This window comes from Paraglaciecola chathamensis S18K6, assembly GCA_000314955.1.
Lineage (GTDB): Bacteria > Pseudomonadota > Gammaproteobacteria > Enterobacterales > Alteromonadaceae > Paraglaciecola > Paraglaciecola chathamensis.
Genome location: BAEM01000031.1, coordinates 53907 through 76924, shown reverse-complemented (window position 1 = coordinate 76924; position 23018 = coordinate 53907). Strand labels below are relative to the sequence as shown.

21 protein-coding genes are annotated in these 23018 nt (G+C 44.7%); 13 read left to right on the top strand and 8 right to left on the bottom strand.

The genetic code is table 11. The features are described 5' to 3' along the window. Window positions 1-154 precede the first annotated feature (154 nt). A complete protein-coding gene (locus tag GCHA_RS09665; RefSeq protein ID WP_007987620.1) occupies window positions 155-2833 on the bottom strand; it encodes a penicillin-binding protein 1A in 2679 nt (892 codons plus the stop codon). Between the two features lie 137 nt (window positions 2834-2970). On the opposite strand from GCHA_RS09665, the gene pilM reads away from it, so the two are divergent. From pilM to GCHA_RS09620, 9 genes are all read left to right on the top strand, one after another. After that, window positions 2971-4098, top strand: a complete 1128-nt coding sequence (gene pilM / locus GCHA_RS09660; RefSeq protein WP_007987618.1) for a type IV pilus assembly protein PilM — start codon at window positions 2971-2973, stop codon at window positions 4096-4098. Next, window positions 4086-4667, top strand: a complete 582-nt coding sequence (locus GCHA_RS09655) for a PilN domain-containing protein (RefSeq protein WP_007987616.1) — start codon at window positions 4086-4088, stop codon at window positions 4665-4667. The genes pilM and GCHA_RS09655 overlap by 13 nt, the downstream gene beginning before the upstream one ends. Next, the gene (locus tag GCHA_RS09650) at window positions 4668-5279 is read left to right on the top strand and encodes a type IV pilus inner membrane component PilO (protein WP_007987613.1); all 612 of its coding nucleotides are present in this window, start codon (window positions 4668-4670) and stop codon (window positions 5277-5279) included. It begins immediately after the preceding gene. A gap of 8 nt (window positions 5280-5287) precedes the next feature. Next, complete coding sequence (locus tag GCHA_RS09645; protein WP_007987611.1) at window positions 5288-5809, top strand: pilus assembly protein PilP; 522 nt, start codon at window positions 5288-5290, stop codon at window positions 5807-5809. Further along, a complete protein-coding gene (locus tag GCHA_RS09640) occupies window positions 5802-7544 on the top strand; it encodes a type IV pilus secretin PilQ (RefSeq protein WP_007987609.1) in 1743 nt (580 codons plus the stop codon). The genes GCHA_RS09645 and GCHA_RS09640 overlap by 8 nt, the downstream gene beginning before the upstream one ends. 234 nt (window positions 7545-7778) lie before the next feature. Then, on the top strand, window positions 7779-8294 hold the full coding sequence (gene aroK, locus GCHA_RS09635) for a shikimate kinase AroK (protein ID WP_013752897.1): 516 nt from the start codon (window positions 7779-7781) through the stop codon (window positions 8292-8294). A gap of 31 nt (window positions 8295-8325) precedes the next feature. Beyond that, window positions 8326-9393 (top strand): 3-dehydroquinate synthase, encoded by a 1068-nt coding sequence (gene aroB, locus GCHA_RS09630; RefSeq protein WP_007987605.1) that lies wholly within the window; start codon window positions 8326-8328, stop codon window positions 9391-9393. Window positions 9394-9438: 45 nt separating this feature from the next. After that, window positions 9439-10971: an SPOR domain-containing protein gene (locus GCHA_RS09625; RefSeq protein WP_007987604.1), complete on the top strand. Its 1533-nt coding sequence runs from the start codon at window positions 9439-9441 to the stop codon at window positions 10969-10971. A 92-nt stretch (window positions 10972-11063) separates the two neighbouring features. Then, on the top strand, window positions 11064-11897 hold the full coding sequence (locus tag GCHA_RS09620) for a Dam family site-specific DNA-(adenine-N6)-methyltransferase (protein WP_007987602.1): 834 nt from the start codon (window positions 11064-11066) through the stop codon (window positions 11895-11897). 16 nt (window positions 11898-11913) lie between these two features. Here the strand turns inward: GCHA_RS09620 and GCHA_RS09615 are convergent, their stop codons facing one another. The 3 genes from GCHA_RS09615 to GCHA_RS09605 all read right to left on the bottom strand — a co-directional run bounded on the left by GCHA_RS09615 (window position 11914) and on the right by GCHA_RS09605 (window position 13436). Beyond that, complete coding sequence (locus GCHA_RS09615) at window positions 11914-12111, bottom strand: DUF2970 domain-containing protein (protein WP_007987600.1); 198 nt, start codon at window positions 12109-12111, stop codon at window positions 11914-11916. Window positions 12112-12116: 5 nt separating this feature from the next. Further along, on the bottom strand, window positions 12117-12422 hold the full coding sequence (locus GCHA_RS09610; protein ID WP_007987598.1) for a hypothetical protein: 306 nt from the start codon (window positions 12420-12422) through the stop codon (window positions 12117-12119). Between the two features lie 288 nt (window positions 12423-12710). After that, window positions 12711-13436 (bottom strand): TorF family putative porin, encoded by a 726-nt coding sequence (locus tag GCHA_RS09605; RefSeq protein WP_007987596.1) that lies wholly within the window; start codon window positions 13434-13436, stop codon window positions 12711-12713. Window positions 13437-13752: 316 nt separating this feature from the next. Between GCHA_RS09605 and rpe the strand changes: the two genes are divergently transcribed. Further along, window positions 13753-14430 carry a ribulose-phosphate 3-epimerase gene (gene rpe / locus GCHA_RS09600; RefSeq protein ID WP_007987594.1) on the top strand — a complete coding sequence of 226 codons (678 nt, stop codon included), beginning with the start codon at window positions 13753-13755 and terminating at the stop codon, window positions 14428-14430. Window positions 14431-14475: 45 nt separating this feature from the next. Next, complete coding sequence (trpS, locus tag GCHA_RS09595; RefSeq protein ID WP_007987592.1) at window positions 14476-15489, top strand: tryptophan--tRNA ligase; 1014 nt, start codon at window positions 14476-14478, stop codon at window positions 15487-15489. A 495-nt stretch (window positions 15490-15984) separates the two neighbouring features. Here trpS and GCHA_RS09590 read toward each other — a convergent pair whose 3' ends face one another. The 4 genes from GCHA_RS09590 to GCHA_RS09575 all read right to left on the bottom strand — a co-directional run bounded on the left by GCHA_RS09590 (window position 15985) and on the right by GCHA_RS09575 (window position 20666). Next, window positions 15985-16998 (bottom strand): AraC family transcriptional regulator, encoded by a 1014-nt coding sequence (locus GCHA_RS09590; RefSeq protein WP_039992316.1) that lies wholly within the window; start codon window positions 16996-16998, stop codon window positions 15985-15987. Between the two features lie 183 nt (window positions 16999-17181). Then, the gene (locus tag GCHA_RS09585) at window positions 17182-18942 is read right to left on the bottom strand and encodes an acyl-CoA dehydrogenase family protein (protein WP_007987588.1); all 1761 of its coding nucleotides are present in this window, start codon (window positions 18940-18942) and stop codon (window positions 17182-17184) included. A gap of 19 nt (window positions 18943-18961) precedes the next feature. Then, a complete protein-coding gene (locus tag GCHA_RS09580) occupies window positions 18962-19891 on the bottom strand; it encodes an electron transfer flavoprotein subunit alpha/FixB family protein (RefSeq protein ID WP_007987586.1) in 930 nt (309 codons plus the stop codon). 25 nt (window positions 19892-19916) lie between these two features. Beyond that, complete coding sequence (locus tag GCHA_RS09575) at window positions 19917-20666, bottom strand: electron transfer flavoprotein subunit beta/FixA family protein (RefSeq protein ID WP_007987584.1); 750 nt, start codon at window positions 20664-20666, stop codon at window positions 19917-19919. 455 nt (window positions 20667-21121) lie between these two features. Between GCHA_RS09575 and GCHA_RS09570 the strand changes: the two genes are divergently transcribed. Both GCHA_RS09570 and GCHA_RS09565 read left to right on the top strand, forming a co-directional pair. Further along, window positions 21122-21721 carry an anthranilate synthase component II gene (locus GCHA_RS09570; RefSeq protein WP_007987582.1) on the top strand — a complete coding sequence of 200 codons (600 nt, stop codon included), beginning with the start codon at window positions 21122-21124 and terminating at the stop codon, window positions 21719-21721. A gap of 79 nt (window positions 21722-21800) precedes the next feature. Further along, window positions 21801-22955 (top strand): HDOD domain-containing protein, encoded by a 1155-nt coding sequence (locus GCHA_RS09565; RefSeq protein ID WP_007987580.1) that lies wholly within the window; start codon window positions 21801-21803, stop codon window positions 22953-22955. Window positions 22956-23018: the final 63 nt, after the last annotated feature.

Here is a 23018-nt window from a genome sequence, read left to right as displayed (position 1 = left end):
TCGCATAAAATTTAAACGCGAAATATTAAAAAATGCCGCTAAGCGCAATCGAAAGTCCTAGTTTACATCGACCACCCTAACAGCATTTTGATTGAAAGTGCGAGAGTGTTATTTACGTTAAATAACGGCACTGACATTTGACTACTATGATGCCTTAAAAAATGTCTTCAAGTGGTTTGCTTTGTTCATCATTTTCGTCTGCTGGGTCAACAAACTCACTGTCGCTCACATAACTTGTCGGCGCGGTCCCCGGCATAAAATACTCAAACATGGATGTATGGTCAGTATGCTGAGTTAACTTACCCGAAGCGCGATCAATACGCGTTGTGACCAAGTCTGTGGGCATAGGGCGTTTCTTTTCAGGTACGCCATCTAATGCGCGCTGCATGAAGCGGATCCAAGCTGGCTCGGCAGCTTTTGCGCCATCTTCACCACCTATCATGGCATTGCCGATAAAGTTAAATTTTTGCGGGTTCTTATTCACTAGATTTTGGTTACGCGATGCCCGACCTAAACTGCGGCTCATGTCATCGAACCCAACCCAAACCGTGGCCACTAAATCATTGGTAAAACCACTAAACCAGGTATCTTTCGAATCATTTGTGGTACCGGTTTTTCCGGCAATATCAGCTCGTTGCAGTAAGTTACTCGCTCGCCAGCCAGTCCCTTGCCAATAGGTTTTTTTATTCCAGTTACCATTGGTTTTTACTGCTGTACGCATCATTTCTGCGACTAAAAAGGCATTGTCTTCATCCAGCACTCTAGGTGCTGAGCGTATTGGTTCAGGTGTGTCGTTAGTGCTGCTTCCATTGTCGTCGTTTTGTGCAAATGGTTCTGCGTTTAATTCGGCCGCGAGCATGGCTTCTATGTCCATGGTATCTGTGGTGGTATCTTCAACCGTTTCTTGCTTTTGAGCATCACCACACGGATCGCATGCTTGTACTGGATTAGCTTTCCAAAGTACCTTCCCATAATCATCTTCTATGCGCTCAACAAAATGCGGCTCAATTAAAAAGCCTCCGTTTGCGATGACCGACAAGGCCGTGGCGACTTCCAATGGGGTATGCGAGCCAGAACCCAATGACACCGTTTCATCATTGGGAATTTCAGATAAATCAAAGCCAAAGCGCGTTAAGTGTTGGCGCACTTTTTCAAGCCCAACCGCGCGCACCAAGCGCACCGACACCACGTTTTTCGATTTACCTAAGGCAACCCGCAGGCGAATTGGCCCATCGTATTCAGGTGGTGAGTTTTCAGGTCGCCACGCGTTGCCCGTCCCCCGCTCCCACTGGTTAATAGGCGCATCGTTAATAATACTGGCTAAGGTAAATCCATTGGCTAACGCAGAGGAGTAAATAAACGGCTTGATGTTCGAGCCAACCTGACGCTTTGCCTGCGTGGCTCGGTTAAATTGACTTTGGTAGAAACTGTAGCCGCCAATAACCGCTTGAGCGGCACCGTTGTGAGGGTTAAGCGCGATAAAGGCGCTGCTGGCGTCTGGGTACTGAGTAAGTTGCCAGTGCTTATCATCTTCACGCTGGCGAATAAGGATCAGCGACCCCTCAGTTAGGATATCACTGGCTGTTTCTGGTTTATTACCTTGTCTGGTGTCCGTTATGTATTTACGTGCCCAATCGAGCCCATCCCAGTCGATAACACTGTAGCGCCCTTCACGGGTAAAAACGGTAATGTCTTTTTCATTTACTTTGACCACGATCGCCGGTCGCATAGTTTCATAGGTTTTATAGTCTTCTAAGAAGCTGAGCATACGCTCTTCTTCCCAAGGCTCATTGGAAATAGCCGATGTCACTTCTATCTCTTTGTCGTCATCAGATGTTGCCGGTAAATCCTTAGGGATCCACAACTGTTGCTCCGGGCCGCGGTAACCGTGGCGCTCATCATAGTCATGTAAGTTACGCTGGATTGCTTTTTGGGCAGCTAATTGAGTAGAAGAAGGTACGGTGGCGTATACTTGATATCCGCCGGTTTCGGCCTCTTCTTTGCCATATAGCTCAACCATTTCATTCCAGATCAAATCTGCCAAGTAGGGCGCCGAAAATTCGATTTCAGCTCCGTGTTTCTTGGCAGTAATCGGAGCATTCACGGCCTCGTCGAATTGTGCTTGCGTAATGTATTTTTCATCTAACATACGTAGCAAAACAACGCGGCGACGTGCTTTTGAACGCTCAGGTCGACTAATAGGATTAAGCACCGAAGGCGCTTGTGGCAAACCTGCTATCGTCGCCATTTGCGCTAGTGTCAGCTCATTTACCGTTTTGCCATAATAAACCTGCGCGGCGGCACCAAAGCCAAATGAGCGATGTCCTAATTCAACTTTGTTTAAGTACAATTCTAATATTTCTTGTTTAGTCAGCAGTTGCTCCATGTGCCAAGCAATAAATATTTCTTTAATTTTACGCACGTAGGTTTTGTCTCGGGTTAAAAAGAACCCTCGGGCCAACTGCATGGTTAAAGTACTACCGCCCTGTCCTTTCTCACCGGTCAAAATTAGGTTGACCACAGCCCGCGCCATGCCAATAGGGTCTACCCCTGGATGCTGATAAAAACGGCTATCTTCTGTGGCTAACACAGCATTAATTAAATCTTGCGGCACATCTTCAATGGTAAGCGGAATGCGGCGTTTAACGCCAAATTGTGAAATCAATTTGCCATCTTGGGTGTATACCCGCATAGGCGTTTGCAGGCGCACATCCTTGAGCATATCCACACTGGGTAGGTCAGGTTTCATGTAAAAATAAAGGGCAAAAGTCGTGACAACACCAACGACAAAAGCAAGGATAAGAATCAAAAATGCGGGCTTTAAAAACTTCACGAAAACAATATTACCAAGACAAGTTGCAATAAATGACTCATATTTTATACCTAAGTACCGTTATAAGAACCATAAATAATTAAAAATTAAGCAATAATACTAACATCCTGCTTAGTATATTTGCATCGGAACCTTACGTGTTTAACAAATTATTGGCTAAAAAAACGCAGCACCTTATTGGACTCGACATAGGCACCCGCTATGTTAAGGCCATATTGCTAGAAAAAACCAAGCAACACACAAATGTGTTGGCAATAGCGTGCGAGCCAATCAATGGAAATGCCTTTGCAGAGCGTGAAGTCAAAGATTACGAAGCCTTAAGCCAAGCGCTTAAAAAAGTGAAACTCAGTTTAAAGTCCAAAGTGAAGCAAGTGGTCATAGCCGTTTCAGGTACAGCGGTGATTAATAAGCTTGCCTATTTAGATAGCGATTTAACCGATGTAGAACTTGAAAGCCAAATTGAATTAGAAGCAGACAGCCTGCTCCCTTATCCTCTTGAAGAAATCTATTTAGATTTTGAACGACTTGCCCCCAGCACCAGTTATCCAGGAAAAGTCGAAGTGCTGCTTAGTGCAGTGCATAAAGACTTGCTCGATTCTCGCCTGACTTTATTAAATGAAGTGGGATTTGAGCCTAAAATTTCTGATGTTGAAATATATGCCCTTGCCAATGCGTTCATGCATTTTGCCCCAAACATCGTTCCAAAAATTGCCCCGCAAGTTGCCGGCGATAGTGAATCTAGCGAGCAGCCAGAACAAGGCGCAGCAGATATTCGTTGCTGTATTAATATAGGCGCATCTCAACTGCAGTTCTGCGCGGTCAGCGCAGACAAAGTCGTATACACCAAAGAGCATAACTTCGGCTTAGACGTGCTCGCTCAAGATACGTGTTCAAACTACAATTTAACCCGAGTGGATTATGATCAGCAGTTAGCGAGTCACGCTTTGCCCGAAACTTGGCAGCTCGACTGCTTTATGCTTTTTCAAGCGAACTTGCAGCAACATATCACCCGCGCAATTCAGATGTACGTCAGTTCGTCTCACCAGGCATCACCACAACAATTGTATATTTGCGGAGCAATTGGGCCCTTTACCAACTTGGCCCAAGAGCTTGCCCAAGAACTGGGGATCGCAGTACAGGTTTTTAATCCATTATTGGCTATGCAAAGTGACGAAAAAAACACAGCACTGATTGCCACTCATGGTGCTAACTTTGCCATTGCCACTGGGTTGGCAATTAGGAGTTTTTCGCCGTGCCACATATAAACCTACTGCCTTGGCGTGAAGCCCAGCGCCAGCAACAGAAAAAGAATTATCTCACTTTGTTAGTGGGCATTGGCGTATCAATGGTGCTGTTGATGTTTGCCGTTAGCAAAGGCATGGATCAGGTCATTGCTACACAAGAACAGCGCAATCAGTTTCTAACCCAAGAAATGGCAAAAATAGACACACAAATTGGCGAAATAAAAAATATTAAACAGAGCAAAGAAGCCATTGAACAGCGTATGACGCTTATCGAGCAATTAGAAGTCAGTCGTAATGCGGCTCCTATTGTACTTGATGAACTAGCTCGAATTGTTCCCCCAGGCGTATCGTTTTCACGTTTCTCACGTACCATTAATCGAGTAGAAATTGACGGTGTCAGTGATTCAAACAATCGTTTGGCAAATTTCATGCGTAATTTAGCTGAATCAAACGTTTTTAATGACGCCGAACTGTCTTCCATTGTGGCGGATACCAGCGCAGCTGATGCGGTAAGCGAGTTTAAAATTAAATTTAATATAAGTCCTAGCGTTGCCCCTGATTTCAATCAGCACCAAGGGGAGCCAAAATAAATGCAGTTCGATTTTAATAAACTCAAAGAACTCAACGAATTAGATTTTGACCAAATCGCAATTTGGCCGTTTGAAGTAAAAACCGTTGTGGCTTTGTTTGTGGCTATTATCGCCCTTATTGGTGGCTATTACACTCTGGTTAAAGATAAGCTCCCCATGCTGGAAAAAGCCCAGCTACAAGAGGTTGATTTAAAACAGAGCTACCAAGGTAAATACAATATTGCGGTAAATCTACCAGCCTATCAGGATCAACTTGAGCGCTTAGAAAAAGACTTCTCGTCTATGTTGAAGTCGCTGCCGACCAGTAACGAAACGCCTGGCTTACTTGACGATATTACTTTTGTGGGCACCTCTTCAGGCCTTACTTTTAAGCTGCTTAATTGGCAAAAAGAAGTGCCTAAAGAATTTTATACTGAGCTGCCCATACAGATTGAAGTCACGGGTAATTATCATGCATTTGGTCAGTTTGTGTCTGACATTGCCGCTTTACCGCGGATCGTTACCGTGCACGACTTTGAAGTCACTCAAGAGCTGTCCACTTTAAAACTTAAGCTTGCAGCCAAAACCTATCGCGCTGAACTGACGCAATCGCGCAAGGACTCTAGCCAATGAGGTTCCTAATGGTTTTTCCTATGCTCGCATTGCTGGTCGCTTGCTCAGAGCAAAAAGAAGATTTAACGGCTTACATCGATGAAGTAAAAAGCACTACACCGATGAACATTGAACCTTACCCTGAATTTACCACATCACCGGCCTTTGCTTACTCAGCAAATGAAATGCGTAGCCCGTTTCAACGATTAAAGAATGCTCCTCAGGTTGAAACAACACCCGCTACGCCCACTTGCCCACAACCGAATACAGCACATGTAAAGCAACCCTTAGAACATTATGGAATTGATGCCATGGCCTTTATCGGCACCATTAACAACAGTCAAAAAAAATGGGCGTTAATTCAAACCAATGAAGGGCGTTTATACCGTGCAACCATTGGTGATTATCTCGGACTTTTTTATGGTCGCATTATGGCGATCAAAGACGGAGAAATTACTTACACTGAAATGTTGCCTGATGGCACTGGGTGCTGGCAGAAAAAACAAGCCACCCTATCCATGCAAGACAACGCGGGAGAGAACAATGGCTAGTCGCCAATCACTACAATTTACTTCATTACTCAAAACACTAAGCGCGCTACTTTGTGCTGCATGGCTAGTGCCTGCTTTTGCACAATCAGACGCTGTGCTGGTGGACCCCGTTGCCGCGATAGACGAACTCACCAGTAATCAACTAACAGACATTCAGTTTACTCGCTCGGTTGAAGGGTATGGAGTCGCCACCCTAACCTTTGATAACAATCGCATCGTGCCGCAATTAATTGCATCAAAGCGCCAACTAACGCTTACCTTACCCGACACTAAGCTTGCCCCAGATCAGTTTTTCACCTTGAATGTAGCTGAATTCGCTACCCCAATAACAGAAATAGACACCTTTTCTAGAAAAGGCGCCAGTGTTTTAGAGTTCAATCTACTGGAAGATGTGGTGTTCACCCACAGTAAGCAACAAAATCAATTGGTATTAACCGTCAAGCCCCAGGCATCTGAACAAGCACAAAGCGCTTCTGTATACAGTGGCGAGCCCATTTCTCTTGATTTTCAAGACGTGCCTGTACGTAATGTCTTACAAATTATTGCCCAGGTGAACGGATTTAACCTTGTCACCACTGACACGGTGCGCGGTAATGTGACTGTAAGTTTAAGCGGTGTTCCTTGGGATCAAGCGCTAGACATGATCCTAAAAATTCGTGGCCTAGATAAACGATTAGAAGGCAATATATTACTTATCGCCCCCTCAGAAGAACTCGCTTCTCGCGAGACACAACAATTACAAAATCGCCAACAAGTCGCACAGCTAGCTCCCCTTATTTCAGCTAATTTGCAAATTAACTATGCAAAAGCCAAAGAAGTCGCCGGTATTCTTAAAAATACTGATAACAGCATTCTGAGCCCCAGAGGCAGCGTGGCCGTCGATGAACGCACCAATACCGTACTGCTCAGAGATACCCAAGCATCGATAGATGAAGCAAGGAAACTGATTAGCGCATTAGATATTCCCGTCAAACAAGTATTGATTGAATCGCGCATGGTCACAGTGCGCGATAACGCGGGCGAACAGCTTGGGGTGCGTTGGGGCTTTAGCAATAATTCCGGTGATACCGCTACCTCTGGCACCATCGAAGGTGCCGACACCCTAAGCAGTGGTGTCGTTCCTTCAATTGATAATCGCTTGAACGTAAATCTTCCTGTTACAAGCCCAGCTGGCAGTATCGGAATTCAAGTCGCTCGCCTCGTCGATGGCACCATATTAGATTTAGAATTATCTGCGCTTGAATCAGAGAATAAAGGGGAAGTTATCGCCAGCCCGCGTATCACGGTGGCCAACCAGCGTGAGGCCTACATTGAACAAGGTACCGAAATCCCTTATGTGCAATCCACTTCAAGTGGTGCTACGTCTGTTGAGTTCAAAAAAGCGGTACTGAGCTTAAAGGTCACGCCACATATCACCCCTGATCATCGCATTATATTAGACTTGGTCGTTACCCAAGATACCCGAGGTGACACGGTCAACACTTCAACCGGCTTAGCCGTCGCGATCGATACCCAAGAGATCAGTACCCAAGTACTGGTTAATAATGGCGAAACCATCGTACTTGGCGGTATTTTTCAGCAAACCAGTACCGATGATGTTAGCCAAGTCCCCCTACTTGGAGACATTCCGGTCCTCGGTCACTTGTTTAAAAACACCCAAACTGTGAATGAAAAGCGTGAATTGCTGATTTTTGTAACACCGAAAATACTCCTCGACAGCTTGGCCGAACAATAGCAAACAGTGCTATTTATATGGCGTGCAAGGCCACATAGTCAGTACATTGATACACTTTGACTACGAGTATCGCGTATTTAAATTTCACCAAGACTTAACAAAGCTTGCAAATTTCAGGGTAAAGCTGAGATAATCCCGCCCTCGAAATTTCAACGAGGTCAGGTTAATCCATTTAAGGGTAGCCGCGATATAGATTTCTACCCCCGAAATAACAGAATTGTGAACTAAGCAAAAATGGCTGAAAAACGTAATATTTTTTTAATAGGTCCGATGGGTGCTGGTAAAAGCACAATTGGAAGACACCTCGCAGACGAACTTCATTTAGAATTTTATGATTCAGATCAAGAGATAGAAAAGCGCACAGGCGCTGATATCGCTTGGATCTTTGATTTAGAGGGTGAAGAAGGCTTTCGCGCTCGTGAAGAAACCGTCATCAATGATCTAACCGACAAACAAGGTATTGTATTAGCAACAGGCGGTGGCTCTGTGGTTAGCAAAGCCGTACGTAATCGCTTATCAGCGCGAGGCATTGTCGTTTATCTACAAACCACAATTGACAAGCAAGTCGCTCGTACGCAACGTGATAAGCGTCGTCCTTTATTACAAAAAGACGATCCTGAAACGGTATTGCGTAAGCTTGCAGAAGAGCGTAACCCAATGTATGAAGATGCTGCTGATTACATTGTTGATACTGATGAGCAAAGCGCCCGCGCAGTTGCCAATCAGATCATAGAGAAAATCAATCAGTAATAGTTAGAAATACCTCCAAAGGGCTGCGCTTATGACAACATTAACAGTGAAGTTGGGTGAGCGTAGCTACCCCATTTTTATTCAGCCGAGTTTGCTATCCCAAGGCAACAAATTGGCAGATTACATCAAAACAGATAAAGCGGTACTGGTGACTAATGACCTAGTTGACCCGCTATACAGTCAAACTATTATTGCGAGTTTGCCTGATATCAAGATTGACAAAATCGTCATCGCTGACGGCGAGCAACATAAAAACTTAGCGAGCTTCGAGCACGTTATCACCCAGCTACTCAATATGTCTGCTGCTCGTGATACCACGCTGATTGCCCTTGGCGGCGGCGTCATCGGTGATTTAACCGGATTTGTCGCGGCGAGTTTTCAGCGGGGAATGCCCTTTATTCAAATTCCCACCACGCTGCTGTCTCAAGTCGACTCTTCTGTCGGGGGAAAAACCGCGGTTAATCATCCATTAGGTAAAAACATGATTGGCGCGTTTTATCAGCCTAAAGCGGTGTTTATCGATACTAAAACCTTACAAACACTGCCTGCAAAAGAGTTCTCAGCTGGCATGGCCGAGGTGATTAAGTACGGCATTATTTACGATAAAGCCTTTTTTGAATGGTTAGAACAAAATACCGCTCAGCTTATCGCGCAAGACGTAGACGCATTACAATATGCCATTGCCCGTTGCTGTGAAATCAAAGCCGAGATTGTCGCCATTGACGAGCGTGAGTCTGGGCTTCGTGCTTTACTCAATCTTGGACATACCTTCGGTCATGCGATTGAAGCAGAGCAAGGTTATGGCAATTGGTTACACGGTGAAGCGGTCGCTGCTGGTATGGTTTTAGCAGCAAAAGCCGGACAAATGAAAGGCTGGATGCAAACTGAAGAAGTGCAACGTGTTATTGCCTTAATTGAAGCATTCGCTTTGCCTATCACGCCCCCTACTGATATGGGTTATGACACATTCATGCAGCACATGGTGCATGATAAAAAAGTACAAGCGGGTAAGCTCAACTACATCATTCCCAAGGCGATTGGTGAAGCTATTGTCACACCTGAGCTAGATGAAACGCTGCTGAAAAACTTGTTAAACTAGCACTATATTGCACTAGCACTTTAATAAAAATTTGAGTAGATACCCTTGCAAAGCGAATTGCACAAACGGCTTAGCCATTTAATTCAGTATTCTTCTGGGCTCATTTTTATAAAATCAGAGCCCGATTTTAGTGTATCTACCTGTGTGGATGCACTGCTGGCTGAACAAGATGACAGCGATGAAGTGGCGGTCATCACCGCTAAGCCCAGTATGCTACTGAATGATTTTCGTCAACAGCTTACCCAGCAACTCTCCAGTAAACTAGCTCCGCATTCAGGAGATGCACCGCTTGCCAAACTAATCGCCCCGAGTGTGGGTCACATCGAATCGACTGCCACTCAAGGGCTACTGATCTGTATTTCCAAAGGGGAAAACCTTTCCACAAGTATGCTTGAAGAACTTCAGCAGCTCGTTTTAACCTTACATGCTGGCAGTGAGCGCCAAGTAAATGTACTGGTATTTGCTCAGCGCCAATGGGTCAATCAAACCTATCAAGGGTTTGCCAATAAGAATAATGTGATCGTGGTTGATGCTGGTGCTAAAGTCGATCATGAGTCTGCTATATCCGGCAGTGAACTCGAGCAGTTAATCGCCAATAAACGTCAGGCGTTTGCTCAGCGAATCGAGCAGCGCAACCAATCTACACCGGCTGAAGCCCCAAGTATAATGCAGCGCCCATGGTTTATTCCTTTAGTCAGCCTGCTATTTATCGTGATTTTTTCCAGCATTTTACTTTCTCAGTATCCCGAACTATTGAGAGATAGCCAAGATGAGGGTGTTGAGACAACAGCACCGGCTCCGGTGCCCGCACAGAATGACGCCACAACGGATACTCAAACTGAGGAGCCTGGCAGCATTGCACCTACTAACGAATCCCCTTCATTGGCGCCATCAGAGCTGCAAAAGCCAACCGACGTGGCTCAACAGGACACGCAAACTTCAGGTTTTGATAACAAGGAGCTGGCTCAGCCTAGCGAAGCTGAAACTGAGAAAAAGCCCGAAGGCGACGCACTAATTTCAGATTGGAACAGTGAAAGTAAGCGCATAGACGCGAATAAAAAAAATACGCCTGACTTATCGTTAAAAGATGCAAACGTAGCTTCGCCCGAAGATAAATCAAGCACAGCGCCCACTCTGAACAACGATACTGTGCAAACTGGTGCATTACAAAAACCGTTCGCTGCGGATATTCCCCCTACTGAACAATCAGCAAGTGCTCCACAAGTTGAAGCCCAAGAGCCGGTTAACTCAGCAGCTGTGACGGAAAATAATTTCCAATTTGATGAAGCCAAAATTCTGGCATTACCAAAAGATGGTTACGTATTACAAGTCATTGGGTTTAGTGTTCGTAACGCCATTCAAGCGTACTTAACCAACAACAACATTGAACAGCACGTGTGGGTGTATCAAACCAAACGTTACAATAATGACTGGTACGTGCTTTTATACAATAAGCATTACCCTTCTCTTGCTGCGGCATTAGTCGGTGTTTCGTCTCTGCCACAAGGCTTACACGATGCAACGCCGTTCCCAAAAGCATTGCAAAAAGTACATCAAGAAATTGAATCCGCTAATTAAAGGCATATGCCAATTGTTGTTTGGGCACTGGCTCGCTACAATCTCTGCTTTGCTGATACTTCCTTACATTCAAGGCCTGACAAGACACATTAATGACGAATAAGAAAAACAGAGCCTTCTTGAAATGGGCTGGCGGAAAATACCGGCTAGTTGAACAAATAAACCAACATCTTCCTGAAGCAAAAAAATTGGTAGAGCCATTCGTCGGAGCAGGTTCGGTGTTTTTAAACACGGATTTCTCTAGCTATTTGTTAAGCGATATCAATCCAGATCTCATTAATCTGTACAAGATACTGCAGCAGCAGCCTGAGCGTTACATAGAAGACGCTCAAGGACTCTTTACCGCCCAGAACAATGACTCAGATGCCTATTATGCAATGCGGGCTTTATTTAACGCTAGCGAAGACATATACGAACGTTCAGTGCTTTTTCTATACCTTAATCGGTTTGGTTACAACGGGTTGTGCCGTTATAACCTATCGGGCAAATTTAACGTGCCTTTTGGTAAATACAAAGCGCCTTACTTCCCCAAAGAAGAACTGTACTTTTTCGCTGAAAAAGCCAAAAAAGCGCAATTTGTGTGCGAGTCATATGAAAAAACCTTTAGCCGTGCTCGCAGTGGCAGTGTGGTCTATTGCGACCCACCGTATGCGCCCATCAGTAAAACAGCAAACTTTGCCAGTTATGCTAAAGGCGGGTTTTCCATGGCGGAGCAGAGAAATTTGGCTTTGATTGCAGCAAAAACGGCTTTTGAGCGCGATATTCCAGTGCTCATCAGTAATCACGACACCGTAGATACGCGTCGTCTTTACGCACTTGCCCAGTTGTCTGAATTACAAGTTAGTCGATTTATAAGCCATAAAGGAAATGGCAGAAAGAAGGTCAGTGAACTTTTGGCTTTATATATCAAGCCAACATCACGTTAAGATGTAAGGAAAGGAATTAACTGGGTAAAACGGCTGAAACAATCAGCACTAACGACACAACCAAAGCAACAACAAAAACCACCCCAACCACTAAATAGGGTACAAATGATTGTTGCTGAAAATCTCGTTCACGATTAGCACTACTTTGCACGCCAAACACACTGGCTGCTACGCTTTTAAATACATCCCATAAACCGGTCTTTGCATTGTCCATACTAATTACGCTCTTGGCTTTATTTCATCCGTTTCTTCAGCATAGCGCGAAAGTAGCTCAAGTAAATCAATAAAATGCATTTGATAAGATGTAGAGTTTCCACTTACCCAACTGGACCAACTAATGACGTCAGCTTGTTCTTTAGCGCATCGGTTAATAGGATGACTCATCGGCAAACCATGATCAAAAGCAACTGCTTGGGGGCAACTGCAGAATAACGTCTCATTGTTTATCGACGTTTTGCCCACGGCCAACATAGCTACCAAAGCGAAAGCACCGAAGCCGATTAGTCGTTTAACATAAGTACTCATAATCTCTCCTTGTCGAAATATTTTGTTGCATTATACCTTATACTTTCGTCGCAAGAGTAAAGTTCACCTCAAATGTCAGGTCATTCATCGCTAAAATGGTAAATTTTTATCCTAATACCAACGCCAGTAAATAATTCTCGCCTCAGGTTTTGAACAAGGCACCTGTGTGCAGTAACAGTTATTCCCTATCATCGCTTAGCAGTAAACACAAAAAATCCGCTGACGGTTACGTCAGCGGATTGTTTAAAAACGCTATTTTTTTGTAGAAAGAAGACCTAGCTCAGAAATTTAAAGCTCGAAGTCGACACTATAAGAAACAGCAAATTTTACTGAATCGTTGTCGTATGGGTCTGTGCTAGGATCTTCAACTTCGTCTAAATCGGTGCCAGTTACAGCAAAGCTAAAGCCGTCTTTAGAAACAGAGATTCCCCAATCTGCATAACCGTCTGGTACTCCATTGAACGCTTCTGCGAAATCACCTTGGTGATAGCCCACATGAAAACCTAATTCAGCACCATTTAGTACCGGCATACCGTAGTCTACAGACACGTATGACGCTTCTGCGAAGCCAAAATCTTGACCTTCACCTTCGTCTGCTTCAGTGTGCGCCAACAAAGAAAGTGTCACACTAAGCGCGCCATAACCCACTGAACCATACACTTCGGCAAAGTCAAACTCAGCTTCACTGTCATAGTTGTAATAAAGGTAACCTACATCGTAAGAGATATCGCCAGACTCACCAGAAAAACCGAAGTACAAATCGTGCTCATAAGAGTAAATATCGTCTGCACCGTAATTTACGTTAGAAACCCAGGTTCCTGCGTAAAAGCCACTTTCACTTGCGTAGTCAATACCGCCTTGTACAGCAGCATCATTGGTTGTTTGCGTTAAACCACGCCAAATGTAGTTACTAGTAACGCTTGCGTTAGCAGTAATTTCTGCAAGGGCGTTTTGACTAACGGCTGACCCGGCAAGAACGGCTGCGGCAAGTGCGGTGAGTTTTAATGCTTTCATGTGTGTGTGCTCCATGTGTTTTTAGCTAATTCAATTTTTGTTGAGATAACTTCGATTTTTCGTTAATTCTTGTTACAACTACGCAAGAGCAATGCCTAAATAATAATCACGAAATAATTTGCAGAAAAACACGATATCCTATTGATTTAATTATTATTTTATCAAAACCAATAAAATTAGATAAAATGGCAAATGAGATAAGACTGTGCATTGATGCACCACAAAAAAGCGAAAGCCCCTTTTTGGGGCGCAGTTGATACTTTTGTCAAAGCAGGTTTTTCGGTACAGTTACATTTTTGTGCAAATTGAGACTTATATGCGTCCTTTTTTGATTGCTCCTTCTATACTTTCCGCCGATTTTGCTCGTCTTGGTGCCGAGGTTGATGCGGTATTAGCCGCTGGTGCTGATGTAATTCATTTTGATGTCATGGACAATCACTACGTACCGAATCTAACGATTGGCCCTATGATATGTAAGGCATTACGCGATTACGGTGTCACCGCAGAAATTGATGTGCATTTAATGGTTGAACCGGTTGACGAAATGATTGCTAGTTTTGCCAAAGCAGGCGCTAGCATGATTAGCTTTCATCCCGAGGCTTCTCGGCATGTCGATCGCAGTATCCAATTAATAACCGATGCAGGCTGTAAACCAGGATTAGTAATAAACCCCGGAACGTCATTAGACTGCCTAGATTACACGCTACATAAACTACACCATGTTTTATTGATGTCTGTTAACCCCGGTTTTGGTGGGCAATCGTTTATTCCTGAAACCCTAGATAAACTGCAAATCGTTAAAGAACTGGTGAAAGCCAGTGGACGTGATATTCGAATAGAAATTGACGGTGGCGTAAAAGTCGATAATATTCGCGCCATAGCTGAGGCTGGTGCGGATATGTTCGTTGCCGGCTCAGCGATCTTTAATCAGCCTGATTACCGTCAAGTCATCGACGAGATGCGCGAAGAATTAGCTAAGGCTACCCCGTTATAATCAAGTTACACATACATTAAACACTAACAGTAGAATTCAAATCTTATGAGCAAACCAATTGTATTAAGCGGCTGCCAGCCTTCTGGACAACTTACTATCGGCAACTACATCGGCGCTCTACGTCAATGGGTTGATATGCAAGACGACAATGAATGCTTGTATATGTTGGTAGACATGCACGCCATCACAGTGCGTCAAGAGCCTAAGGCGCTGCATAACGCTTGTCTTGATGGTTTAGCCTTATATGTAGCCTGCGGTATTGATCCAAATAAGAGCACTATTTTCATGCAGTCTCATGTGCCTCAGCATTCACAACTGGCGTGGATCATGAACTGCTACACCCAAATGGGTGAGCTTAATCGCATGACGCAATTTAAAGATAAATCTGCTAAAAACGTTACCAACATTAATTCAGGTCTATACACTTACCCTGCTTTAATGGCCGCTGACATCTTGCTCTATCAAGCGAAGCAGGTTCCGGTTGGCGAAGATCAAAAGCAACATCTAGAACTAACTCGCGACGTGGCGACGCGCTTTAATAATATATACGGCGACGTATTCACCATACCTGACCCTTACATACCAGAAGTCGGTGCACGGGTAATGAGCCTGCAAGATCCACTCAAGAAGATGTCTAAATCAGATGACAACCAAAATAACTTTGTTGGCCTGTTAGAAGATCCTAAAAAAATCAGCAAGAAAATAAAGCGCGCCGTGACCGATTCAGACGAACAAGCGCGCATTTACTTTGATACCGCTGAAAAGCCAGGCGTGTCGAATCTGTTGAGTTTGCTATCGTGCGCGACGGGTACCTCCATTGCCGATTTAGTGCCTGCTTATGAAGACAAGATGTATGGTCACCTAAAAACCGACGTTGCTGACGCCGTGGTTGCCATGCTTGAGCCGATTCAAGCTAAGTTCACTGAGTTACGCCAAGACCAAGCCGAATTAGACCGTATTATGGCTGTAGGGGCTGAGAAAGCTCAGATGCGAGCCCAGCAAACAATAGACAAGGTGTATGAAGCAATAGGTTTTGTGGCTAGCCCACTTAAGCGCTAACGTCGTTCTTTTATTGGCTTTTGTGGCCAAATGACCGAAAAAGCAGCTACGCGCTGCTTTTTTTCTGCCTAGCGATAGCACGTTATTACTTACAGCAATGCACCTTGATATCGCTCGAAAGATTTCGTCACCGAATGAGCTTTCAGGTTGGGTATTTGGGTGAATGTATTTAAGCTATTGAATTATATTGTTAAAACTTAGCTTTAACGATACTTCTTATCCAGAAATCAGGCTATGTAGTACTGGTAATAAATAACCGATACCTAAATTACGCAATGTATTATAGGTACCGGTTAGCACGCCAAGAACACCAAACTGAGAGGTTGGGGTAACAGCTCAGCATTCTATCTGTCATTCAAAATTACTGTCATCCAAATTCAGCAAATCGTTTTGAACCTTGTCAGTATGTTACAAGCTTGTGAAAAACTGTATGGCAGTTTAAGTCATTTACTAGGCGAAATAGGACATTCTTTGGCCCAGCCTCTACAGAGAATATCAGTGACTTTTTGATTTTCGGTAAGTACTTGGGGCCACGCCAGTCCAGCTTTTGAATGCACGAGCAAAGGTAGCAGCTTCAGTAAACCCTAATAAACGCCCTACTTGAGATATAGGCATATCCGGCTGACTCAGATAATGAATGGCTTCATCACGCCGTACACTGTCTTTGAGTTCTTGGAAACTAGTGCCTTCTTCTAAAAGCTTGCGCCTAAGGGTACGAATAGTGGTGTGCAGTTGCTCAGCGATATCAGCCATACTGATCAACGACATATCTTGCGCTGCTTCTAAATAATTGAGCACTTTTCGTGTGTACACAGGAAAATACGATTGACGTTTGAACCAGTCCAATGGGCACCGCTGTAGGTAATCGTTCAAACTTTGTTGGCTTTGCACCACAGGCGCGCTCAAAATTTCATGCTCAAATTCAAAGTAATTGCTTTGTTGCTCGTAAACCACTTCGCATGGGAACATTAATCGGTATTCTTCATGATGAGCAGGTTTACGATGCATGAAGCCTATTTTTCTCAATGGAATACGCTGCCCTATTAACCAACTCGGAAATCGATGCCATAAAAGCAGCAAAAAATCGATTAGTACATGCTCAGGATCAAGCTCGGGTTTGTCTAAGCCGAGATAAAAACGTGCGTACTGTTCACGCTCTTCAAATTTAAGTTTGGTCGCACCAGCGACTAGATTATAAAAGCGTGTACCCCGACGATACACTTGGCGCAAGCTTGCACTATGACTGACTTGCTTTGCCATCAAATTAAACACCCCGTGGCGCGAAGGCTGGCTACCAAAACACAAATACTCGTCATCGGCACTGCGCCACACAGACTGCATTAAACGGCTTAACTGCTCTGGGGTAATACGCACCTCATTATTACTCAATAAGGCGCGACTCAGACCCGATTCTGCGAGCAATTTCGTTTCATCTAAGCCAACTTCAATTGCTCTTTTCACTATAGATTGAGCGAAGTGAACCGAAATAGAATGGTGTTTATGGTGCATGTAAGTAGCGGGCTCTCGATATATCGCTGGGTCTTTATTTTCCAAAGTATATCGTTTCTCATCCTGGACGGATATTTATATGTTGAATGGGCTCAATCATTGCGTCGTCTACAAAAAAGCCCCCTTAGTTTCCTGCGGGGGCTTGAGAACAATATAACGTGCTAGTTATACATAATAATTGGTTTAAAACGCGTCTTCGGGCAAGGCCATGATGCTTTCACTACCGGCTGTAATCGATGCAAAACATGCTTGTGTACGCACCACCATATGCTCACAAAAGAACTGAGCAGAAATCAACTTGGCATTTAAAAACTCGCTATTGCCTTCACCTGCCTCCAACTTGGCTTTTGCTTGCATCGCACTTTTGGCCATTAACCAGCCACCACACAAATAACCAAACAGCATCATAAAGTTCACACTGGCGCTGCCAGCGGCATTTTTGTCGTCAGGAGCAGTATCAAGTAACCATTGACGCGCCGCCATGCCGCACTCAAGTGCTGCCTGACATTGCTTGGCCGCCAATGTAAATTGGCCTCCCATTGCACTAAATTTCGTTAAATCAGCGGTTATTTCATCTAGTAGCTCACCTAACGACTCCCCTTGATTGACGAGTGTTTTACGCCCGACTAAATCCAGCGCTTGTACACCTGTCGTGCCTTCATAAATGGTCAGTATTCTAGCGTCACGATAAAACTGCGCTGAGCCAGTTTCTTCAACAAAGCCCATGCCACCGTGAATTTGGGTGCCTAAGTAGGTCAACTCTTGAGATAGCTCGGTGCACCAACCTTTAACGATTGGCGTGAACAGTTCGCTGCGCGCGCTGTTACCACGATCTATTTCCGCTGCTGCCACTAAGCACAGCGCTCGCATCGCCTCTGTAGATGACTTCATTTGCATCAACATACGGCGCACGTCAGGAAACTTCATAATGGTAAAACGGCTGCCGTCTTTATTCGTACCTTGCAAGCGCTCTTTAGCATACGCTAACGCATGTTGATAAGACCCTTCAGATATCGCTAAGCCCTGTAAGCCCACACCTTGGCGGGCGTGATTCATCATAGTAAACATGTACGAGAGGCCTTTATGTGCCTCGCCGACCAAATAACCTTTGGCACCACCGTTATCGCCAAAGCTCATGACACACGTAGGGCTACCGTGAATACCGAGTTTGTGCTCTAACGAAACACAATAAGCATCGTTACGCTCACCAGGTTCACCGTTTTCGTCTAAGTTGAATTTAGGTACGATAAACAATGAAATGCCTTTTACACCGGCTGGTGCATCAGGCAAACGCGCCAATACCAAATGCACGATATTGTCGGTCATTTGGTGATCGCCCCAGGTTATAAAAATTTTCTGCCCGCTAATGAGGTAATGGTCGCCATTGGGTACGGCTTTGGTTTTCACTGCGGCTAAATCTGTGCCTGCATCGGGCTCGGTTAGATTCATGGTGCCCGGCCATTCACCACTGAGCATTTTAGGTAAATAAGACTGCTGTAAATGCTCACTACCGTGATGAGAAATAGACTCTATTGCTCCTTGGCTCAACAATGGGCATAACGCAAACGCCATGTTGGCCGTGTGCCATACTTCATTTACCGCGCTACCAAGTACGTTAGGCAAATTCTGACCGCCAAATTCTTCAGCACCTGTCAGTGATGCCCAACCACCTTCAACGTATTCTTGGTAGGCCTGTGCAAAACCAGCGGTTTCTTGCACACCTGGGCCGCCGTCTTTTTCAATCATTTTTGGGTGTTGTAAATCACCGACTTTGTTCAATGGCGCCCAAACACCACTGCCTAGCTTGCCAGCTTCAGACAAAATCACTGACGCTAGCTCGCTGTTGATGTCTTCTTGCCCCATATCAGCACAAAGCGAATCGAAATCGACTAATTCACTCAGTACAAATTCAGCATCTGCTAAAGGGTGTGTGTATTCACTCATAATTCAACTCGCTTCGATTCTATACGTTGTCAGTCAGTTCAGGGATAACATCAAACAAGTCAGCCACCAATCCATAATCCGCAACTTGGAAAATAGGCGCTTCTTCATCTTTATTGATAGCCACTATCACTTTTGAGTCCTTCATACCGGCTAGGTGCTGTATGGCTCCTGAGATACCCACGGCAATATACAAATCGGGCGCAACCACTTTACCTGTTTGCCCCACCTGCATATCGTTTGGCACAAAGCCCGCATCAACCGCCGCACGAGAGGCCCCTACCGCTGCGCCAAGCTTGTCAGCCAAGCTATAAAGAATGTCGAAGTTCTCGCCATTGCCCATACCGCGACCACCGGATACCACAACAGAGGCAGCCGTTAGCTCAGGCCTATCAGATTTCGCCAACTCCTCGTTAATAAAACGTGAGGTTGCGCCATTATATTCATCACCCAAGGCTTCTACACTCGCCGAACCACCTTCAGGGCTAACTGCATCAAACCCAGTGCCACGAATAGTTAATAATTTGATGGTGTCATTAGAAGTAACAGTAGCAATAGCATTACCCGCATAAATAGGGCGTAAGAATGTCTGCTCAGAGACCACGCCTGTCACATCAGAAATTTGGTTCACGTCAAGCAAAGCAGCCACACGCGGCAAATAGTTTTTACCATTCGTTGTTGCTGGGGCAAGTACGTGGCTGTAACCAGTCGCAAGTCCTGTCACTAGCTTGGCGATATTCTCTGCCAGCTGATGTTCATAAGCCGCATTATCAGCGTGAAGTACTTTATCGACACCTGATATAACCGACGCAGCATCCACTGCGCTTTGGCAGTTATGCCCTGCCACCAGTAATACTATGTCACCACCGATTTGCTGCGCTGCAGCTAGGGTATTTAAGGTAACAGGCTTAAGTTCTTGGTTATCATGTTCAGCAACGACCAAAATTGTCATATTCATTTCTCCTATTACGTACTACTTAAAGTACCTTCGCTTCGTTTTTTAATTTTTCCACTAGCTCAGCCACCGACTCAACCTTGATCCCTGCTTGGCGTTGTGCCGGAGCACTTACGCTATCTAGGGTGATGTTATTTCTCACTTCGACGCCTAGGTCAGCGGGCGTTTTCACCTCTAGCGGCTTGCGCTTAGCTTTCATAATATTGGGTAACGATGCATAGCGAGGCTCGTTAAGACGCAAATCTGTGGTGATGATCGCAGGCATATTTAGCTCTAACGTTTGTAAACCACCGTCTATTTCGCGTGTGACCTGTACTTTGTCGCCGTCCACTTTAACCTCAGATGCGAACGTTGCTTGAGGTTGGTCAAGTAACGCCGCTAACATTTGACCCGTTTGGTTATTGTCAGAATCAATAGACTGCTTGCCTAGAATCACAAGCCCTGGCTGTTCTTCATCTACCACGGCTTTTAAAAGTTTGCTGATGCTAAGTGCGTCAGCTGCCGTATCAAGTTCAATCTGAATACCGCGATCAGCACCCAAAGCAAGCGCAGTTCTTATCTGCTCTTGACATGCTTTAGCGCCTATAGACACCACAACCACTTCGCTAGCGACACCCGACTCTTTCAGGCGTACCGCTTCTTCAACAGCAATTTCACAAAACGGATTCATGGCCATTTTGACGTTCGTTAAATCCACATCACTGTTATCCGCTTTAACGCGCACTTTAACGTTGTAATCAATGACTCGTTTTACCGCTACTAGTATCTTCATATTCGTCTCACTCTGTTTGTGACCAGTCAGGCTATGACTGGCGTGCATCACTCAGCACAATCTGAAATTAATATAGGGACCTTATGCACTAAGTGTGGCGTGCATTAGCTTATTCAACAAGATCGAAAAAAGTCTAACAATTAGCATAAAAGGACAAAACAATGCCGTCATTGATCAAGGTCTACTAGAGATGAGAGAGCAAAAACCGCCTTACAAGACAAGTTAAATAGGCCGTTACCAGATAAATCAGTTCGTCTTGGCTAAACTATCGTTTAACTTTAAAGGTCTCTGCCAAACTGTGCATCAGCGTTCTTGGTGTATAGCTAGCGGTACAGACTTAAATAATCTCAGAGCACATAAAGCCACAGCAAAACACAATAAAATGTTTTACAATCCGCCAAATTTTCAACCTGAGCCTTTGATACATCGGCTCACGCTATGGGCTATCAATTGCTTTGCTGCTGATCATCGATAACTACGACTCATTTACCCATAACCTTGCCCGCTATTTTGTAACACTCGGCCAAGCGGTGAAGGTGGTGCGCAATGATCAAGTAACCTGTGCACAAATTGCCGAGTTGGCACCAGATTACTTGGTTTTTTCCCCGGGGCCCTGTACCCCAAATGAGTCGGGCGTGACACTTGACGCTATTAAGCAATTTGCCGGTGTTATCCCTATGCTTGGCGTTTGCTTAGGCCATCAAGCGATTGCACAAGTATTTGGCGCAAGCATTGTGCGCGCTCGCAATATAAAACACGGTAAAACCTCTCACGTAACGCATAATCACAGTGATTTATTTCACCGTATTTCGACCCCCTTTATAGCCACGCGCTATCATTCCCTACTTGTTGATGAACAAAGCTTGCCTGACACGTTACAGGTAACCGCATGGTGTGAAGAATACCCTTCAGAGCGTGAAATAATGGCTATTGAGCATCGCTCGTTAGCAATATACGGCGTGCAATTTCATCCTGAGTCTTTGCTCAGTACTAGCGGTTTGCAAATATTGGCTAACTTTCTAACCGTTTCAGCAGATAAAATAATATTGGCCTAGAAAATTGGCGTAAAAGTAGGGCACAATCCACACTTAACCCTACATATAGATAATAAAATCAAGGTTTTCGAAACTGTTAATGACTTCACCAGCTACCAACACGCCCATCGTTGAGGCGCGCTTTAAGCAATTGTTTATCGATTTAAAAGCCGCTAAACAACAATTGGCTGATGAAAATTCGACCCGCGTCGCAAAAGAAGTGGTACCCACCCGTGAGTTGCTCGCTGTTGAAAAGCAGGCCAGAGAAGACAAAAAGTTATCTCAAGAAAAAGAAGATAACCGAGTCGAAAGTGTAGCGGCGAAATTGCATCAAGAGATTGAGTTAAAACTCAGCGAAGCACTGAGCGATCCAGAGTTTCTCATCACCAAAGTGCTGGCCATTGACATGGCGATCCCTAAAATTCTTGATTTACTGGCGGTAAAAGCGTGTACGGTCTCGCGCCTTGAAGTATTAGCCACCGAGGTTCCGTGGTTATATAAAGACCTGTTAAAGATGATAAATTCCGCCAAATACCGGCGGCGTGACAGCAAAGGGAAAATCATCAGCGCAGACACACTGCGTGTTGCGTTAACCTTTTTCGGTATCGACAATTTAAAAATGGTGGTGCCATTTTTGCTGATCCGTCGCCATTTACCACAAATTACTGACCCGTATCCGCATATAAAAAGACGAATATGGGAGCAATCAATTGCAACCGCCATGTCTAGTAAACGACTAGCACCTTTTTATCAACTAGACGAAAACCAAGCTTTTACCGCAGGCATGCTACAGAATTTAGGGCCGATCGCGGTGATTAAATTGTATTTTCGGTTGTTTGACCAAATTCAATTAAGTGCCCTTAAAGAGGCAGAAGATACGCTGAAGCATCAACGCCATAGTGCGTTAACAAAAGTTGAACCCTCCGGCGAGTTACTCCTTTCACTGCTTGATAAATACGCTACGAAAGCGACCGCGGACATTATTGACGGCCTAGGGTTCACTCGTTTGCCATTAAGTGGCGCCTTTGCGGAATTAGCACAAGCCGAGCCCCCAGCCACCCCTCTTCCCTTAGTGAAAGTACTTAAGCAAAGTAACGCCTATGGGAAGTACCGTATATTGAAATTTCATGAGCTCGTGAGCAATGATGAAGCGAAGGATTATTTACGCCAATTCGCCTTTCCTGTGGGCTCATTAGAATCGTTAAAAACTACAGATATGCGCTCAATTGGCTTAGAAACCGATAATTCAGAATAAAAGACCAAAAAAAATCTATAGATATTCATGCAAACCAACTTAGCCCCTAAGTTGGTTTAAAGG

Coding starts and splice junctions, on each gene's coding strand:
- GCHA_RS09585 (WP_007987588.1), bottom strand. CDS start 18,942: ATGAGTGAATACACACACCCTTTAGCAGATGCTGAATTTGTACTGAGT.
- GCHA_RS09640 (WP_007987609.1), top strand. CDS start 5,802: ATGGCTAGTCGCCAATCACTACAATTTACTTCATTACTCAAAACACTA.
- GCHA_RS09620 (WP_007987602.1), top strand. CDS start 11,064: ATGACGAATAAGAAAAACAGAGCCTTCTTGAAATGGGCTGGCGGAAAA.
- GCHA_RS09650 (WP_007987613.1), top strand. CDS start 4,668: ATGCAGTTCGATTTTAATAAACTCAAAGAACTCAACGAATTAGATTTT.
- GCHA_RS09575 (WP_007987584.1), bottom strand. CDS start 20,666: ATGAAGATACTAGTAGCGGTAAAACGAGTCATTGATTACAACGTTAAA.
- GCHA_RS09645 (WP_007987611.1), top strand. CDS start 5,288: ATGGTTTTTCCTATGCTCGCATTGCTGGTCGCTTGCTCAGAGCAAAAA.
- trpS (WP_007987592.1), top strand. CDS start 14,476: ATGAGCAAACCAATTGTATTAAGCGGCTGCCAGCCTTCTGGACAACTT.
- aroK (WP_013752897.1), top strand. CDS start 7,779: ATGGCTGAAAAACGTAATATTTTTTTAATAGGTCCGATGGGTGCTGGT.
- GCHA_RS09590 (WP_039992316.1), bottom strand. CDS start 16,998: ATGCACCATAAACACCATTCTATTTCGGTTCACTTCGCTCAATCTATA.
- GCHA_RS09610 (WP_007987598.1), bottom strand. CDS start 12,422: ATGAGTACTTATGTTAAACGACTAATCGGCTTCGGTGCTTTCGCTTTG.
- rpe (WP_007987594.1), top strand. CDS start 13,753: ATGCGTCCTTTTTTGATTGCTCCTTCTATACTTTCCGCCGATTTTGCT.
- aroB (WP_007987605.1), top strand. CDS start 8,326: ATGACAACATTAACAGTGAAGTTGGGTGAGCGTAGCTACCCCATTTTT.
- GCHA_RS09605 (WP_007987596.1), bottom strand. CDS start 13,436: ATGAAAGCATTAAAACTCACCGCACTTGCCGCAGCCGTTCTTGCCGGG.
- GCHA_RS09565 (WP_007987580.1), top strand. CDS start 21,801: ATGACTTCACCAGCTACCAACACGCCCATCGTTGAGGCGCGCTTTAAG.
- GCHA_RS09580 (WP_007987586.1), bottom strand. CDS start 19,891: ATGACAATTTTGGTCGTTGCTGAACATGATAACCAAGAACTTAAGCCT.
- GCHA_RS09615 (WP_007987600.1), bottom strand. CDS start 12,111: ATGGACAATGCAAAGACCGGTTTATGGGATGTATTTAAAAGCGTAGCA.